The sequence below is a fragment of the Salmonella sp. 3C genome (assembly GCF_025426275.1).
Lineage (GTDB): Bacteria > Pseudomonadota > Gammaproteobacteria > Enterobacterales > Enterobacteriaceae > Salmonella > Salmonella enterica.
Window position 1 is genome coordinate 3,250,980 of sequence record NZ_CP104858.1, and the last position, 15,911, is coordinate 3,266,890.

At 53.2% G+C, this 15,911-nt stretch carries 14 protein-coding genes and 1 pseudogene; 8 read left to right on the top strand and 7 right to left on the bottom strand.

Going from position 1 to position 15,911, the window contains the following annotated elements:
- Position 1: 1 nt before the first annotated feature.
- Entirely contained in the window at positions 2–319 is a 318-nt protein-coding gene (rsfS, locus tag N7E69_RS15470) for a ribosome silencing factor (protein WP_001161673.1), read from the bottom strand.
- 328 nt (positions 320–647) lie between these two features.
- Positions 648–1,256: an adenosylcobalamin/alpha-ribazole phosphatase gene (locus N7E69_RS15475; RefSeq protein ID WP_001241913.1), complete on the bottom strand. Its 609-nt coding sequence runs from the start codon at positions 1,254–1,256 to the stop codon at positions 648–650.
- A gap of 96 nt (positions 1,257–1,352) precedes the next feature.
- On the opposite strand from N7E69_RS15475, the gene cobD reads away from it, so the two are divergent.
- A complete protein-coding gene (gene cobD, locus N7E69_RS15480) occupies positions 1,353–2,447 on the top strand; it encodes a threonine-phosphate decarboxylase CobD (protein ID WP_001173267.1) in 1,095 nt (364 codons plus the stop codon).
- On the opposite strand, the gene nadD is transcribed toward cobD, so the two are convergent.
- The 4 genes from nadD to leuS are packed head-to-tail and all read right to left on the bottom strand — an operon-like array spanning position 2,422 to position 7,283.
- On the bottom strand, positions 2,422–3,063 hold the full coding sequence (nadD, locus tag N7E69_RS15485) for a nicotinate-nucleotide adenylyltransferase (RefSeq protein WP_001518902.1): 642 nt from the start codon (positions 3,061–3,063) through the stop codon (positions 2,422–2,424). The genes cobD and nadD overlap by 26 nt on opposite strands.
- Position 3,064: 1 nt before the next feature.
- Positions 3,065–4,096, bottom strand: a complete 1,032-nt coding sequence (holA, locus tag N7E69_RS15490; RefSeq protein ID WP_000620491.1) for a DNA polymerase III subunit delta — start codon at positions 4,094–4,096, stop codon at positions 3,065–3,067.
- A complete protein-coding gene (gene lptE / locus N7E69_RS15495; protein ID WP_024139194.1) occupies positions 4,096–4,686 on the bottom strand; it encodes an LPS assembly lipoprotein LptE in 591 nt (196 codons plus the stop codon). Before lptE ends, holA begins: the two co-directional genes overlap by 1 nt.
- A gap of 14 nt (positions 4,687–4,700) precedes the next feature.
- The gene (leuS, locus tag N7E69_RS15500) at positions 4,701–7,283 is read right to left on the bottom strand and encodes a leucine--tRNA ligase (protein ID WP_001157918.1); all 2,583 of its coding nucleotides are present in this window, start codon (positions 7,281–7,283) and stop codon (positions 4,701–4,703) included.
- A 236-nt stretch (positions 7,284–7,519) separates the two neighbouring features.
- Between leuS and N7E69_RS15505 the strand changes: the two genes are divergently transcribed.
- The 5 genes and pseudogenes from N7E69_RS15505 (at position 7,520) to N7E69_RS15525 (ending at position 12,615) form a co-directional block, all read left to right on the top strand.
- Positions 7,520–7,861: a UxaA family hydrolase gene (locus tag N7E69_RS15505; RefSeq protein WP_001574029.1), complete on the top strand. Its 342-nt coding sequence runs from the start codon at positions 7,520–7,522 to the stop codon at positions 7,859–7,861.
- 16 nt (positions 7,862–7,877) lie between these two features.
- On the top strand, positions 7,878–9,050 hold the full coding sequence (locus tag N7E69_RS15510; RefSeq protein WP_001675440.1) for a UxaA family hydrolase: 1,173 nt from the start codon (positions 7,878–7,880) through the stop codon (positions 9,048–9,050).
- Between the two features lie 49 nt (positions 9,051–9,099).
- Positions 9,100–10,053, top strand: a complete 954-nt coding sequence (locus N7E69_RS15515; RefSeq protein WP_000694480.1) for a 2-keto-3-deoxygluconate permease — start codon at positions 9,100–9,102, stop codon at positions 10,051–10,053.
- Between the two features lie 67 nt (positions 10,054–10,120).
- Positions 10,121–12,049, top strand: a pseudogene (locus tag N7E69_RS15520) (sigma 54-interacting transcriptional regulator).
- 92 nt (positions 12,050–12,141) lie between these two features.
- The gene (locus N7E69_RS15525) at positions 12,142–12,615 is read left to right on the top strand and encodes a zinc ribbon-containing protein (protein ID WP_001044884.1); all 474 of its coding nucleotides are present in this window, start codon (positions 12,142–12,144) and stop codon (positions 12,613–12,615) included.
- Between the two features lie 38 nt (positions 12,616–12,653).
- On the opposite strand, the gene N7E69_RS15530 is transcribed toward N7E69_RS15525, so the two are convergent.
- Positions 12,654–13,649, bottom strand: a complete 996-nt coding sequence (locus N7E69_RS15530) for a tetratricopeptide repeat protein (protein ID WP_001016627.1) — start codon at positions 13,647–13,649, stop codon at positions 12,654–12,656.
- A gap of 124 nt (positions 13,650–13,773) precedes the next feature.
- Between N7E69_RS15530 and N7E69_RS15535 the strand changes: the two genes are divergently transcribed.
- Entirely contained in the window at positions 13,774–14,481 is a 708-nt protein-coding gene (locus N7E69_RS15535; protein ID WP_001575803.1) for a DUF1266 domain-containing protein, read from the top strand.
- Entirely contained in the window at positions 14,478–15,911 is a 1,434-nt protein-coding gene (locus N7E69_RS15540; RefSeq protein WP_000845205.1) for a J domain-containing protein, read from the top strand. The genes N7E69_RS15535 and N7E69_RS15540 overlap by 4 nt, the downstream gene beginning before the upstream one ends.

Below are 15,911 nucleotides of genomic sequence, written 5' to 3' on the forward strand. Positions count from 1 at the left end.
ATTAACTCCAGAGTTTTTCCAGTTCATACAGGCGGCGACTTTCTTCCTGCATGACATGCACAATCACATCGCCCAGATCGACGACAATCCAGTCAGCCGCATTTTCGCCTTCGACGCCTAACGGCAGCATACCGGCCGCGCGCGACGACTGCACCACGTGGTCGGCAATAGACATAACGTGACGGCTGGAGGTGCCGGTACAAATAATCATACAGTCGGTGATACTGGATTTACCCTGAACATCTAAGGCGATGATGTCCTGACCTTTCAGGTTATCAATTTTGTCGATAACAAAATCCTGGAGTGCTTTACCCTGCAAGTTTTCCCCCTGGGTGAATAATTGCGTTATAACGATAGAAAAAAGGCCAACAGGCTGGACCGGTAAGGCGTTGCGAGTTAACGCTAACCTTCCGGCGGGACGCCGTGTAGTATACCTGAATCAGCGGCGATACCGGGACTTATGTCGCCGGATCGGCGTTTAAAACCAGATTATCATCCCATCCCACGTCACAGAAAGCATCGCCATTTTTGTAAAACAATTTCTGCAAAGCTCTGCAAGGTGAAAAAAGCCTGGCTGCGGAGAATAACAGCCTGTCGGGGGCTGTCAATGGGCGAAACCGCTGCGGCGAGAAAAAACGGAAAATTCATCACTCAGGCCGCCAGACGGCACGACTATTTAATACTTTCAGGGTGGCGAACCCTTCGCATATGTCGATTGCGCTCCAGCATCCCTGTTCTACCCGGAAATGCCATAGCGAGGCGGCGGGCATTGCGAGAAGACGGGCAATCAACAGGCTGAGTACGCCCTGATGGCTGACGATCAGCAGGTTCTGGCAATCGCTGAACGCGTCGAGTCGCGAGATAAAGCGCTCTACGCGCCGGGTAAAAGCCTGAAAACCCTCGCCATTGGTCGGAACCGCATTCTGCCAGTCCGTACACCAGGCGGCATAGCTTTCGGCATCTTCATGGGTGAGGTCGCGGTGATGGCGCATTTCCCAGTCGCCGAAGTACATCTCATTAAGCTCAGGTAAGATGTGTTGCGGCGTATCCCGGCCCTCCAGTACGAGCTGGGCGGTATGGCGCGCGCGCTCCAGCTCGCTGCATAACACTCGGTCAAATGGCGCGTGGCGCAATAAAGTATGTAGCGTTTTCGCCTGGCCAATCCCTTTTTCCGTTAACGGCGTGGGAGCATGTCCGCTATACAACCCGGCGACATTGGCCTCGGTTTCGCCATGACGCACCAGCCACAATCGCATGGTATTCCTCATGAGGTTAAATGCGCAAAACATGATAATGCCCCTGATTGCGCAACGTTTTTTTCACTAAAATAGCGTTTTTTGGCCGGAGGCATAATGGCGTTATTCAACAGCGCGCATGGCAGTAATATTCGGGAAGCCGCGACGGTGTTGGGCATCTCGCCTGACCAGTTACTGGATTTTAGCGCAAACATTAATCCGCTGGGTATGCCTGTCAGCGTGAAACGCGCGCTTATCGACAATCTGGACTGCATTGAGCGCTACCCGGACGCCGATTATTTTCATTTGCACCAGGCGCTGGCGCGTCATCATCAGGTGCCGGCATCGTGGATACTGGCGGGAAATGGCGAGACGGAGTCAATCTTTACCGTGGCGAGCGGTCTTAAACCGCGTCGTGCAATGATTGTCACGCCAGGTTTCGCGGAGTATGGCCGGGCGCTGGCGCAAAGTGGCTGTGAAATTCGTCGCTGGTCTCTACGCGAAGCGGATGGCTGGCAGCTTACCGATGCCATTCTTGAGGCGTTGACGCCCGATCTGGACTGCCTGTTTCTGTGTACGCCCAATAATCCTACCGGCCTGCTGCCGGAGCGGCAGTTATTACAGGCCATTGCCGATCGCTGCAAATCGCTGAACATTAACCTGATCCTGGATGAAGCGTTTATCGATTTTATTCCGCATGAGGCGGGCTTTATTCCTGCTCTTAAAGATAATCCGCATATCTGGGTGCTGCGTTCGCTGACCAAATTTTATGCCATTCCCGGCCTGCGGTTGGGATATCTCGTCAACAGCGATGACGCGGCGGTAGCGCGGATGCGTCGCCAACAAATGCCGTGGTCGATTAACGCGCTGGCGGCGCTGGCCGGTGAGGTAGCGTTACAGGATAGCGCCTGGCAACAGGCGACCTGGTATTGGTTACGGGAGGAGGGCGCCCGGTTTTATCAGGCGCTTTGTCAGCTCCCCCTGCTGACGGTCTATCCCGGGCGGGCAAACTATCTGTTGTTACGCTGTGAGCGAGAGGATATTGATCTGCAGCGACGGTTGCTGACGCAGCGGATTTTAATCCGTAGCTGCGCTAACTACCCGGGGCTGGACAGCCGCTATTATCGTGTGGCGATACGCAGCGCTGCGCAAAACGAGCGTCTGCTGTCGGCGCTGCGCAATGTGCTTACCGGTATAACCCCTGCTGATTGATGTAGTTCAGCACGTTTTCCGGCAACAGATCGTCGCAGGACTCGCCTTTTTCCAGCCGTTCGCGGATGAGGGTTGCGGAGATATTAAGCCAGGGCGTTTCCGCCAGGTAAATTTTACCGGCTGGCAACTGGTGCAGATCGTCTGGCGTATGGGTCAGATGCTGTTCCAGCCACTGCTGGTGTTGCGCCTGCGTCATTTCAAGGGGATAGCCCGGACGACGACAAACGATCAGGTGAGTGTTATCAAGGATGGTGTCGTAATCATGCCAGGTGGGGAAGTTAAGCAGCGAGTCCTGGCCGATAATAAACGCCAGCGGCGCTTCGGGGCCCTGTTCTTCGCGCCATGCTTTCAGCGTTTGCGCAGTGTAAGAGGGCGCGTTTCGCTGTAGCTCGCGTTCATCCAGCGTAAAAAGCGGCTTATCGGCGATAGCCAGCTCCAGCATATATTTACGCTGCGCGCTGGAGGCTTCCGGCTGGGGGCGATGCGGCGGCACATTGTTAGGCATAATAATCACCCGCGATAAGCCGATCAGATTCGCCAGCGTTTCAACAGGTTTAAGATGTCCATAATGCACCGGATCAAAGGTGCCGCCGAATAAAGCCTGTAACGATTTCATATCACCCATCAATAAATACGTCTGCCAGCGCCTTATGGCAGAGCAGGAGCGACAGCCCTTCAAGATCTGCCCATACCGACTGACCATAATCCTGTTTGAGCGTAATTTCTGTACGCGTCAGTAACTGCACGGCCTGGCGAAGCTGCGCAGGATGGAGACGCTGCAACGCGTCGCCGATCATGGGGCGACGGTTTTGCCAGACCCGGTGTTTATCAAACAGCGCGCGTAACGGCGTATGCGCGGACTGACGTTTGAGATTTACCAGTAGCAGCAGCTCTCGCTGGAGGGTGCGCAGCAGAATAACCGGTTCGCTGCCTTCAAGGCGTAGCTGTTGCAGAATATGCAGCGCGCGTTTGCTTTTCCCCATCAGTAACGCATCCACCCAGTGGAAAGGGGTAAAGTGGGCGGCGTCATTGACGGCCTGCTCTACGCGAGGAAGCGTTAACTTACCGTCAGGCCAAAGCAGCGACAGCCGTTCCAGCGCCTGCGCCAGCGCCAACAGATTGCCCTCATAGCAATAGCACAGCAGTTGGTTCGCGGCGTCATCCAGTTGCAAATTCTGTGCTTTCGCTCTGGCGGCCACCCAGCGGGGAAGCTGCGCCTGCTCCGGCGTCTGACAACTGACCTGAACGCTACGGTCTGCCAGCGCGGTATACCAGGCGGCGTTTTCCTGCGCTTTGGTGAGTTTGTTTCCGCGTACTATTAATAACAGGTCGTCATGCAGCAGCTCGCTCAGGGTGGCGAGTTGCTCATTCATTGCCGCGTTAGGCCCGTTTTCCGGCAGTTGCAGCACCAGCGTTTGACGGCTGGCGAACAGGCTCATCGCCTGGCAGAGTGAGAAAAGCGATCCCCAGTCGGTACTGGGATCGAGAGTAAAAGCGTGGTGCTCTTCGAAGCCTTGCGACGCAGCCGCCAGACGAATAGCGTCCTGACTTTCCTGCAGCAGCAGCGGATCGTTGCCCAATAGCAGATATGCCGCGCGCAGCCCTTCGTTGAGCTGCGCGCGGAGTTGTTCAGGATACAACCTGATCATTAGTTACTCAGCGTAGTGGAGACGCGTGCTGGCGTAGAGGCGGGCGCCGCCGTCTCATTGTCGGCGGTAGCCTCCTCTTTCGTCGCCTGAATATCCGCCGCGCGGACGCTGGTCAGCTTACGAATCAGCTGTTCAGCGGCTTTGTCGTACATCTCCTGAACGAGCATGGCCTGCTCGTTATCCTTCGCCAACGCCATCTGCGGGTTATCGAAGAACGAACGGTACACTTTCGTGCTGATAGGATAGATGTCATGGCCAGGAATCAATACCGAGGCATTGACGGTCATCACCATCTGATATTCCGCCGTCTGGCCGTCCTGGAACACTGACGCCGTATCCTGCGAAATAGTCACCGTTCCAAGCCGCAGAGACGGAACGTCTTTGCGCGTTGTGTCTTTATCAAGCAGGTTTACGTTATTCAGCCGTAACTGATTACGTACCGCACGACTTAGCGGACCGTTCGGATCGCCGGAATCGAGGATCATCGTTTTCATTGAAGCCGGAACCTGCGTAGTGCTACGCAGATGCCAGCCGCATCCGGCGGTGACCAGCACCGCCAGAGATAACAACAGTGTTACCAGATATCGCACGCTTCCTCCCGCGCTTAGCCAACAACCAGATTGAGGAGTTTACCCGGAACGTAAATCACTTTACGCACGGTAACGCCATCAAGATATTTTGCCACCAGATGTTCCTGGCCTGCACGTTCACGCACCTGTTCTTCGGTAGCATCCACCGGTACGGTGATTTTCCCGCGAACTTTACCGTTAACCTGCACGACAACCAGCGTGGTGTTTTCCACCATTGCCTGCTCGTCGGCTACCGGCCACGGCGCGTTGTCGATATCGCCTTCGCCACCCAGCTCCTGCCACAAGGTAAAGCAGACGTGCGGCGTGAACGGGTTAAGCATACGCACGACGGCCTGCAGCGCTTCCTGAAGCAGTGCGCGGTCTTGTTCGCCTTCCTGCGGGGCTTTCGCCAGTTTGTTCATCAACTCCATGATCGCCGCAATGGCGGTGTTGAACGTCTGACGGCGGCCGATATCATCGGTCACTTTGGCAATGGTTTTATGCACATCGCGACGCAGCGCTTTTTGATCTTCGCTCAGCGCATCGACGTTCAGCGCCGCGACAGGACCTTTAGCGGTGTGTTCGTAAACCAGCTTCCAGACGCGTTTAATAAAGCGGTTTGCGCCTTCTACGCCGGACTCCTGCCATTCCAGAGTCATATCCGCCGGAGAAGCGAACATCATAAACAGGCGTACCGTGTCCGCGCCATAACGTTCAACCATTACCTGCGGGTCGATACCGTTATTTTTCGACTTGGACATTTTACTCATGCCAGTGTAGACCAGCTCATGACCCGCTGCGTCTTTTGCTTTGACAATGCGGCCTTTTTCATCGCGCTCGACGATAGCGTCAACTGGCGAAACCCAGTTACGTTCGCCGTTCTCGCCGACATAATAGAACGCATCCGCCAGTACCATGCCCTGGCACAGCAACTGTTTAGCCGGCTCGTCAGAGGTGACCATGCCCGCATCGCGCATCAGCTTATGGAAGAAGCGGAAGTAGAGCAGGTGCATGATGGCATGTTCAATACCGCCGATGTAGATGTCGACCGGCAGCCAGTAGTTTGCCGCTTTCGAATCCAGCATTCCTTCCTGATACTGCGGGCAGGTGTAACGCGCGTAGTACCATGACGATTCCATAAAGGTGTCGAAGGTGTCGGTTTCACGCAGCGCCGGCATACCGTTAACGGTGGTTTTCGCCCACTCAGGATCGGCTTTAATCGGGCTGGTGATGCCGTCCATGACGACATCTTCCGGCAGAATAACCGGCAGTTGATCTTCCGGCGTCGGCAGCACGGTGCCGTCTTCCAGGGTGACCATCGGGATCGGCGCGCCCCAGTAACGCTGACGGGAAACGCCCCAGTCACGCAGACGATAGTTCACTTTACGTTCGCCGACGCCTTTTTCCGCCAGTTTATCGGCAATGGCGTTAAACGCCGCTTCAAAGGCCAGACCGTCGAACTCGCCGGAGTTAAACAGCACGCCTTTTTCGGTCAGCGCCTGTTCGGAAAGATCCGGCTCGGAACCGTCGGCGGCCAGAATCACCGGCTTGATGGTCAAACCGTATTTGGAGGCAAATTCGTAGTCGCGCTGATCGTGACCCGGAACGGCCATCACCGCGCCAGTGCCGTACTCCATCAGCACAAAGTTTGCCGCCCAGACCGGGATCTCTTCGCCAGTTAACGGATGAATCGCTTTATAGCCGGTGTCGACGCCTTTTTTCTCCATGGTCGCCATTTCGGCTTCGGCCACTTTGGTGTTACGGCATTCGTCGATGAACGCCGCCAGCTCGGCGTTGTTCGCCGCCGCTTTTTGCGCCAGCGGATGACCGGCGGCCACCGCCAGGTAAGTGGCGCCCATAAAGGTATCCGGGCGGGTGGTATAGACGGTCAGGGTGTTATCGTAACCCTTCACATCGAAGGTGATTTCCACGCCTTCAGAGCGGCCAATCCAGTTGCGCTGCATCGTTTTTACGGTATCAGGCCAGTGGTCCAGCTTATCCAGATCGCGCAACAGCTCGTCTGCGTAAGCGGTGATTTTGATAAACCACTGTGGGATCTCTTTACGCTCAACTTTGGTGTCGCAGCGCCAGCAGCAGCCGTCGATCACCTGTTCGTTGGCGAGAACGGTCTGATCGTTCGGGCACCAGTTAACGGCAGAAGTCTTCTTGTACACCAGGCCTTTTTTATACAGCTCGGTGAAGAACTTCTGTTCCCAACGGTAGTATTCCGGGGTGCAGGTCGCGATTTCACGGCTCCAGTCATAGCCAAAACCCAGCGTTTTGAGCTGGTTTTTCATGTACGCGATGTTGTCGTACGTCCACGGCGCTGGCGCGGTGTTGTTCTTCACCGCCGCGCCTTCCGCCGGCAGGCCGAAGGCGTCCCAGCCGATTGGCTGCAGCACGTTTTTGCCCAGCATACGCTGGTAGCGGGCAACCACGTCGCCGATGGTGTAGTTACGTACGTGGCCCATGTGTAGTCGGCCAGAAGGATAGGGAAGCATCGACAGGCAGTAATACTTCTCTTTGCTCTCGTCTTCGGTCACTTCAAATGTGCGCTTCTCATCCCAGTGAAGCTGTACTTTGGATTCTATCTCTTCCGGGCGGTATTGCTCTTGCATGGCAGCCAGTAGTCCTGTTTTCGATACAGCTACAAATGTAGCTTTAGAGGTGGTGTTTAGATCCGCATAGCATAGCCCAAACACGCACGTCAAAACAGGGGGTAGAACATTTGTCGCGCCAGGCGTCCATGAGCAGGTGACGCAAAATGCGACACGACTGAGGCAAATTACCGCAGTTCCTGTCACCGCCAGATCGGCCCATAAAAATAAAGTCATATAAAACATACAATTAAAAAATGGCACGCCTTTTGATTAGGGAAGACAGGACTAAAGCAAAGGAGTTAATCGTGAAAAAAAATGCAGTGGTGATTCACCCTCAGGATTGCGTCGCGACGGCTATTACGGCGCTCAAGGCCGGCGAAACCGCCACAATGTTCATTGGCGAACGCGAGATAAGCGTTGTGTTACATCAGGATGTGCCATTTGGCCACAAATTCGCCATCTGCGATGTGCCTTTTCATGGCGAAGTTTATAAATATGGCGAATCCATTGGCCGCGCCACTCAGGAAATAAAAAGTGGCGACTATGTGCACGTCCACAATGTGGAAAGTGAACGCGGACGTGGTGACTGGAAATAATATAAAACAAGGGAAAATGATTATGAGCAATGAGACTTTTTTGGGGTTCCGCCGCCCTGACGGCCGTTTTGGCATCCGTAATTATGTACTGATTTTACCTACCAGCGTTTGTGCGAATAAAGTCGCCCGGGATATTGCCCGGCAGGTAAAAGGCGCGACATGGGTGAATAACGATTTTGGCTGCTGCCAGGTAGCAGGCGATGCGCGTCTGACGGAAAAGACATTGATTAATGTGGCGAATAATCCCAACGTCGGCGCTATTGTGGTTGTGGGCTTAGGCTGTGAAGGCGCGGAGCCGCTGCGCATCGCAGAAGAGATTACCGCATTTGGCAAACCGACTTCCTGCATTACCATTCAGGAAGAGGGCGGCACGCTTAAATGTCAGGCCAGGGGGATTTCGCTGGCCCGCGACTATGCGCAACAACTCTCCATGCAAAAACCGCAGCAAGCACCGGTTAGCGAGCTGCTGCTGGCGATGGAGTGCGGCGGGTCAGATACGACATCGGGGCTGGCGTCTAACCCTTCCTGCGGGGTCGCCTCGGATAAGCTGATACGCTGTGGCGGAAGCTCAATTCTTTCTGAAACGACGGAATTTATTGGCGCCGAGCATGTGATGGCGAAACGCGCGGTGACGCCGGAGGTTGGTCAACAGCTCATTGATTTAGTGGTCGGCTGCGAGGCGCGAGCAAAAGCGCTGGGCGAGGATATTCGCGGGGGACAGCCGACGCCGGGCAATATTAAAGGCGGGCTGACTACCATTGAAGAAAAATCGTTAGGCTGTATGCATAAAGCAGGCCATGCGCCGTTACAGGGCGTCCTGGAATATGCCGATAGTCCAACGCATCCGGGCCTGTGGATTATGGATACCCCGGGGCAGGATATTGAATCTATTTCCGGCATGGTGGCGGGTGGAGCGCAGATCGTTATTTTTACTACCGGTCGCGGAACGCCTGCCGGTAACCCAATAGCGCCGGTAATAAAAATTACGGGTAATAAAGCAACGTGGGAAATGATGCAGGACAATATTGATATTGATGTGTCCGCCATTATGTCTGGCGAGGCTTCTATTACGCAAATGGGCGAGGAAATTTATCAGGAAATTTTACGCGTCGCGAATGGGAAAACGACTAAATCAGAAGATTTAGGTCATAACGAATTCTCTATTTATAAGATCGCGCCGACGTTCTGATACCAAATCGGGCAGCACAAGCTGTCCGGTTATCTCCTGGGAATAAGCTATGAAAATTAAAAAAACACTGGAACGTTTTCCTGGTGGTATGATGGTTGTACCGCTAATCATCGGCGCATTGTTTAAAACTTTTGCGCCGGAGGCGCTGGAAATAGGCGGTTTTGTCACCTCTATTTCGCATGGCGCAATGGCGATTTTAGGCATGTTTTTAGTCTGTATGGGCGCGGATATCCAGTTTAAAGCCGCGCCGAAAGCGTTGAAAAAAGGCGCTGCTATCACCTTTGCGAAATTTGCCAGCGGCGTGATTATTGGCATTCTGGTCGGAAAATTTTGCGGCCCGGATGGGTTATTAGGTCTGTCGGCTTTAGCGATTATTTCGGCGATGACCAACTCGAACAGTGGGTTATATGCAGCGTTGGTGGGGGAGTACGGCGATGAAACCGACGGCGGCGCGATTGCGGTAATATCGTTGAACGATGGTCCCTTTTTCACCATGCTGGCGTTAGGATCGGCAGGCATGGTGTCGATACCCTTTATGAATCTGGTGGCGGTTATTATTCCCATTATCATTGGCATGATTTTGGGTAATCTGGATGAGGACATGCGCAAGTTTCTTAAACAGGGCAGCGTGGTAACGATTCCCTTTTTTGCCTTTGGGTTAGGATACGGTATTGATTTCGCAAGACTTATCACGGCAGGTTCTTCAGGCATTTTACTGGGACTCATGACGGTGGCGATTGGCGGATTTTTTAATATTTTCGCCGATCGTGTGACGGGAGGCAGTGGCGTGGCAGGCGCGGCGGTATCCACCACCTCTGGCAACGCCGTCGCGACGCCAGCGGCAATCGCGCTGCTCGATCCGCATTTTACCGACCTGGCGTCGACGGCGGCGGCACAGGTGGCGGCCTCGACGATTATTACCGCTCTGTGCGCCCCCTTCCTGACCGTATGGATAAAAAAACGCTACGATCGTAAACTGAACCCAGCCGCCGCAGGCGGTTAGCGTTTCGGCGGAAAATAAATCACGACGGGCGGTCTCGCCCGTTCATAAACCAACAGGATGGTGAGTGATGAATAAGACGAAAGATATAGCCGCATCTCCTCTCTGTTTTGTCTCTCCTTACCCGCAACTGGCAAAGGCTGCCGAGGCGCTGGTCGCGCAGTTGGATTACGCCGTCACTATTCATCAAACGACGCTTAATCGTATCCTGGATGAGCTACCTTTATTAGAGTCCCGTGGGCACCAGGTACTGATTAGTCGTGGCGGCTGTGCGGAAATATTAAAAAAGCACAGTAAATTACCGGTAGTCGAAATTAAAATGTCCGGCTACGACATTCTTGATGCGCTTATCCCTTTTAAAGGACAAAAAGGCACTGTCGGTATTGTCGGCTTTTCCAGTGTGATCAAAGGATGCGCGCGCGTAGCGGAACAGTTAAATATTAACTATAAAATTTTTACCTTACAGGGAAATGATAAAGAAACGATTTCTTGCCTGAAGCGGCAATTAGCGTCCACGCCATTAGATTGCATTGTTGGCGATACCGTTTGTCAGGATTATTTTTCACCGCTGGGCTCGCAATTCCGTTTACTTGATTCCAGCCCCGCCTCAATAACCGAAGCTCTGGAAGAAGCCCGCTCATTATATCTGGCTTTTCGCAGCCAATTACTCGAGCGTCATCATCTGCAGCTGATTCTCGATCAGTTTGATAAAGCTGTTATCACGCTTGATGATACCGGCGCGTTACTGCATTACAATAAATATGCGAGCCAACTTTTTAAAATTAACGCCTCCGGTGAGATTTATGACGCATCTTTCCTGAAACAGGTATTGCACTAGGAGCGGCATACATTACGTGAGGGAAAAACCGTCAGCGCGAAAGTCGTCGATACGCCGCAAGGCGCGATGGTGGTTAATCTGTATCCGGTATTTGCGGCCAGACAGTTAAGCCGGGTAGTGTTGACGATGCAAACCGTCTCCAGTTTACAGGGGGCAGAACATCATGTTCGCCGCCAGGAACTGTCTCGCCGCGGCTTGAGCGCCCGCTATCATTTCGACGATCTGCTTACCGAAAACCCGGAAATGCTGCGTCGTCTGGCGATCATTAAAAATTATGCCGGTACGGACGCGACTATCTTAATTAATGGCGAAAGCGGGACGGGGAAAGAGGTGCTGGCGCAAAGTATTCATAATGCCAGCCAACGCGTCAACGGCCCGTTTGTCGCCATTAACTGCGGCGCGATGGCCCCTCAGATTCTGGAGAGCGAACTCTTTGGCTATGTCGCCGGCGCATTTACCGGCGCGTCGCCGAAAGGCAAAATAGGCCTGTTTGAATTAGCGCACCACGGTACCATTTTTCTGGATGAGATTAGCGAGCTGGATAAACCGCTACAGACGCGCTTATTACGGGTATTGCAGGAGCGGCAGATTATGCGGCTGGGCTCAGACCAGATGATACCTGTTGATATTCGCGTGATTGCGGCGACCAATCAGACGTTAACGAAGCTCATTGCGGACGGGACATTTCGCGAAGATCTTTACTATCGGCTTAACGTATTAAAAGTGACCACCATCCCGCTACGCAAACGTCCGGAGGATATCAAAGCCATCGGCCTGTCGCTGCTTACTAGTTTCAGCCAGCATTATAAACGCCCGGCACTAACGTTAACCCCGGCGCTGTGGCAAGAGCTTCAGCGCTTCGCCTGGCCCGGAAACGTCAGGCAGTTAAGCAATATTATCGAACGGCTGGTGCTCTCTATTGATCACTCCCCGGCAACGCTGGATGAGGGCCGCCTCTTGCTGGACGATCTGGAAGAGGGGAGCCGACGCGAGCCAAGTACCTGCCACGACTGCCAGATGCTGGCTGGCGATTATAAAACGATTCGCCTGCGTATTTTGAGAAAATTATTAGAGGCGGAAAGGGATAATAAATCGTTAGTGGCGAAACGGTTAAATGTCGATCGTACCTCGCTGACGCGCTGGATACGCGAGTCGGCCTGACAAGAATTTACAGACTCTGTGGGCAGCCTTGCAAAGCGTAACGCAAATAACGTCTATTATTATAGGCAGTTAACGATCCAAGAGGTGAAGTGATGAACAAGGTTGCTCAATATTACCGTGAACTGGTGGCCTCATTAAGCGAGCGTTTACGCAATGGCGAGCGCGACATTGATGCGCTGGTGGAGCAGGCGCGCCAGCGCGTGATGCAAACAGGGGAGTTAACGCGAACCGAGGTGGACGAACTGACGCGCGCTGTCAGACGCGATCTGGAAGAGTTCGCCATGAGCTACGAAGAGAGCCAGGACGATAGCGTCTTCTTACGGGTGATTAAAGAGAGTCTCTGGCAGGAACTGGCGGACATTACCGACAAAACCCAGCTGGAATGGCGCGAGGTATTCCAGGATTTGAATCACCACGGCGTGTATCACAGTGGCGAAGTGGTGGGATTGGGGAATCTGGTGTGCGAGAAATGCCACTATCATCTGGCGGTTTACACGCCGGATGTGCTGCCGCTCTGCCCGAAGTGTGGGCACGATCAGTTCCAGCGCAGGCCGTTTGAGCCGTAAGGTTCATTATCGTGAGCGGACGGTTGCCGTCCGCCATGTTAAGCGTGCAGTTGGGCTTCCAGTTTGCGGATCTCTTCGTCGACGTTCCATTTGCCCGTGGGCTGTGCTTTTTTGAACCAGTAGAGCGCTTGTTGTAGGTCTTGTGCGGTACCGTATCCATCTCTGTACATGCATCCGAGGTTGTACCAGCCCGATGAATTGTTACATTCTGCTGATTTGTGGAACCATTCCAGTGCTAGCGAATAATTTTGCTCGACGCCATGACCGCATTTGTACATCCAGCCGATACTGTTATAGGCATCATCGTCACCCTGGTCTGCCGCTTTTCGAAACCAGTATATTGCCTGCTGGTAATCTTGTTTGATACCTTTTCCGATGTAATAACAATAGCCCATCTGATATTGCGAGTAGCTGCTCTCTTGTAGCGCGCTCTTCTTGTACCAAAGGGCGGCAAGGGATAAATTTTTCCGACATCCTTTCCCATTGCCATACATATACGCCAGTCTTTCCTGGCTGGCGCAATGGCCTTGTAATGCTGCCTGTTTAAACCAGTAGAGTGCCTGTGTATCATTTTGCTCTACGCCAGTTCCTGAATGATACATTCTCCCGAGATTATATTGCGCAAGGTTGTGGCTCTGTTCTGCTCCTTTGCGATACCAGGCAACGGCCTGGGCATAATCTGGCGCCATCCCGGTTTCTCCTTCCTGAACCCAGCCTAATGTGTTGAAAGCGTGGCGGTGTCCTTGCTGTGCAGCTTTTTCTGACCAGAATAAAGCCAGCGTATTATCTTTCATGTCGGTAGGCGTGTCTTTGTATCGTAAGCCGAGCCAATATTGTGCCTCGCAGTGTCCTTGTTCAGCTGCCTGCTGCAACCAATAAAAAGAGAGCTTATCCTCTTCGCTGCCATCTATACGTTCGTCATTATATAAACGGCCTAATATATATTGAGCTTCACTATTTCCTGACTGCGCCAGTTCGGTTAATTGTGCTAAAGATACGTTGTCGCAGGGATGACTGGTTATGGAATGATTCATTTTTTAATTTATCCCGCCATTGTTTTTTAGATTAATAATATATTGCGATTTGGCTTTGTTGTACTCTATTTTAGTTTTCAATTGCGTTTTTATTTGTGGTGTGAATATATTTTGGCGATTTATTATGGATAAAGAATCACAATATTTACTCTTTGCACTTTCCTCGCCGATGGAAGTATTGAACGAGGACTGTTTACCTTCACATTCGTCACCGAAAATGTATTTAGGTGTAAAACGTTTCGATCTTGAATCGTCGTGGGGTATTGAAAATCGCGATGAACTGCTTCAGACCATTTCCCGCATGACGGATGACGGTCATGCCACGCAACTGGAATGGCTATATCGCCGCTGGTTTAGGTATGCGCCGCAGGAGTGGCAGGAGTATACCGACGCGCTGGACGAGGGAGATCGCATTTATGCCCGATTCGTCGCTGATACCGCCGTGTGTTGCGGCGAAGGTGGTATTCGCAGTTGGGATTATGTGCGGATGGGATTTCTCTGCCGCATGGGCGTGCTCAATGAATGGCTGACGGAAGAGGAGAGCCTGTGGCTGCAGTCGCGGATACAGCTTCGCGCGCTCAGCTATTATTCCGGCTGGTTGCCGTATTTCAGCGCTTATTACACCGGGCGTTTGTACTGGCAGTTACGGAATGGCGATAACCTACCGTTGCTACGCGAGACATTCGCCCGTAAGGAGTTTGATGACGCGGGGCGACGTATGATGAATAAGCTGATCGCAGGGAAGGACAGTTTTTACGCCACGCTGCCGTGGCGCTACCTGCCCCATTACCCTGAATGCCCGGACACGCTTCAGGAGGTGAGCGATCTATGAAAACCTGTTGGCAAGTCCTTGGCATTGAGGCCACCACGGATACCGACGCCATTCGTCAGGCTTATCTGGCGCTGCTGCCGTCATTTCATCCGGAAACCGATCCGCAGGGTTTTAAGCAATTGCGAGAAGCCTATGAGAATGCATTGCAGGGGACAACATCGCCCGCCATTACGGTGGTTGATGAGGATCCCGATACCCCGTGGGTGAATTATCTCAGGGAGATATTCGGTGATTTGCTGGCGGATGGCGAACGGCGATTTCAGCCGCAGGCATGGCAGGAGTTTATCCAACAGATCAATAAATTATCGATTTCACAGGTCGAAAAATCGCGCTGGTGGCTGTGCGCTATCGCGATGAAGACCTTTCCTATTTCGTACTCGTGTCTGAAACTGCTGTCAGATCGCCTGGCCTGGGAACAGGGGAGTGATAATCGAGATGTCGATGCCGAGGAGGTGGAGGATCTTTTGTTTGAAATCCGCCGTGGCGACCTGTTTGATTATTCGCTATTGCTGCATTTGCCAGTGGCGGTACAAAACCAGACCATTGCTTTTTATGATGCCCTGGACAACACCTTTTTCGAGCATCCTCTCTATTTCGCCCAACTTATGGCCCAGCACGGCCCGTGGATTATCCCGGACAATCTACGCTTTCAACGACGTCTGTTACGCTGGTTCAGCACCTTGCACTGGGGTATTGCGGAGCTGCTGCCTGTCGCCCTGGCATGGCAGGAAGCCGAACCCGATAACGCAACGCCGGGTTATTACTACTTAGCCCAGCGCGTATTTTGCGGTGAAGGCGATAGCCTGCTGCCAGAACTTTACGCGCAGTGGTGGGCGCATCCTTCTACCCAGCTTGACGATCTGTTGCTGCGCTGGTGCCGTCAGCATCGACCGGACTTTTTCCCGCTGCTGGTGATGGCGGTTGAGGGGCGTGAGCAGGTGGATATTAACGCTGAACAGCTGCTGTATATTCCCGGCTCAAGCGCTCGTTCCTGCTTGCTGTGGGCCGAGGCGCTGCACAGCGGCGCATTATCGCCACTAAGCGAAAGTTTTATTGCGCGGCGTTTGAATTATGGCGCGCCAGCGGTGAGTGAGGCGCATAGCCAGCATCCATACTGGCTGTTGTATCAGGTGGCGGATAGCCTGGCGTGCGCCGAGGAGCCGTCAGCGGCATTGTTACAGAGTCTGGTAACGAAGCTTGATGCGCCGGATATCTGCCCGTTGGAAGCGCTGGTTATTCGCGGGGTGCTGGGGCGGGCTGCGGCTGTCGCCACACCGTGTGAAGCTGTAGTCGCAGATGAAGAACCGGTGACGACGGTGACTTCGCCGAGTACGGAGGAATCTGGCGGCGGCTTTGGCCTCTGGCAGGTGATTAAAATCATTTTATTTATTGGCGTTGTCGGCCATGTATTACGCCAGTTTATGCATTAG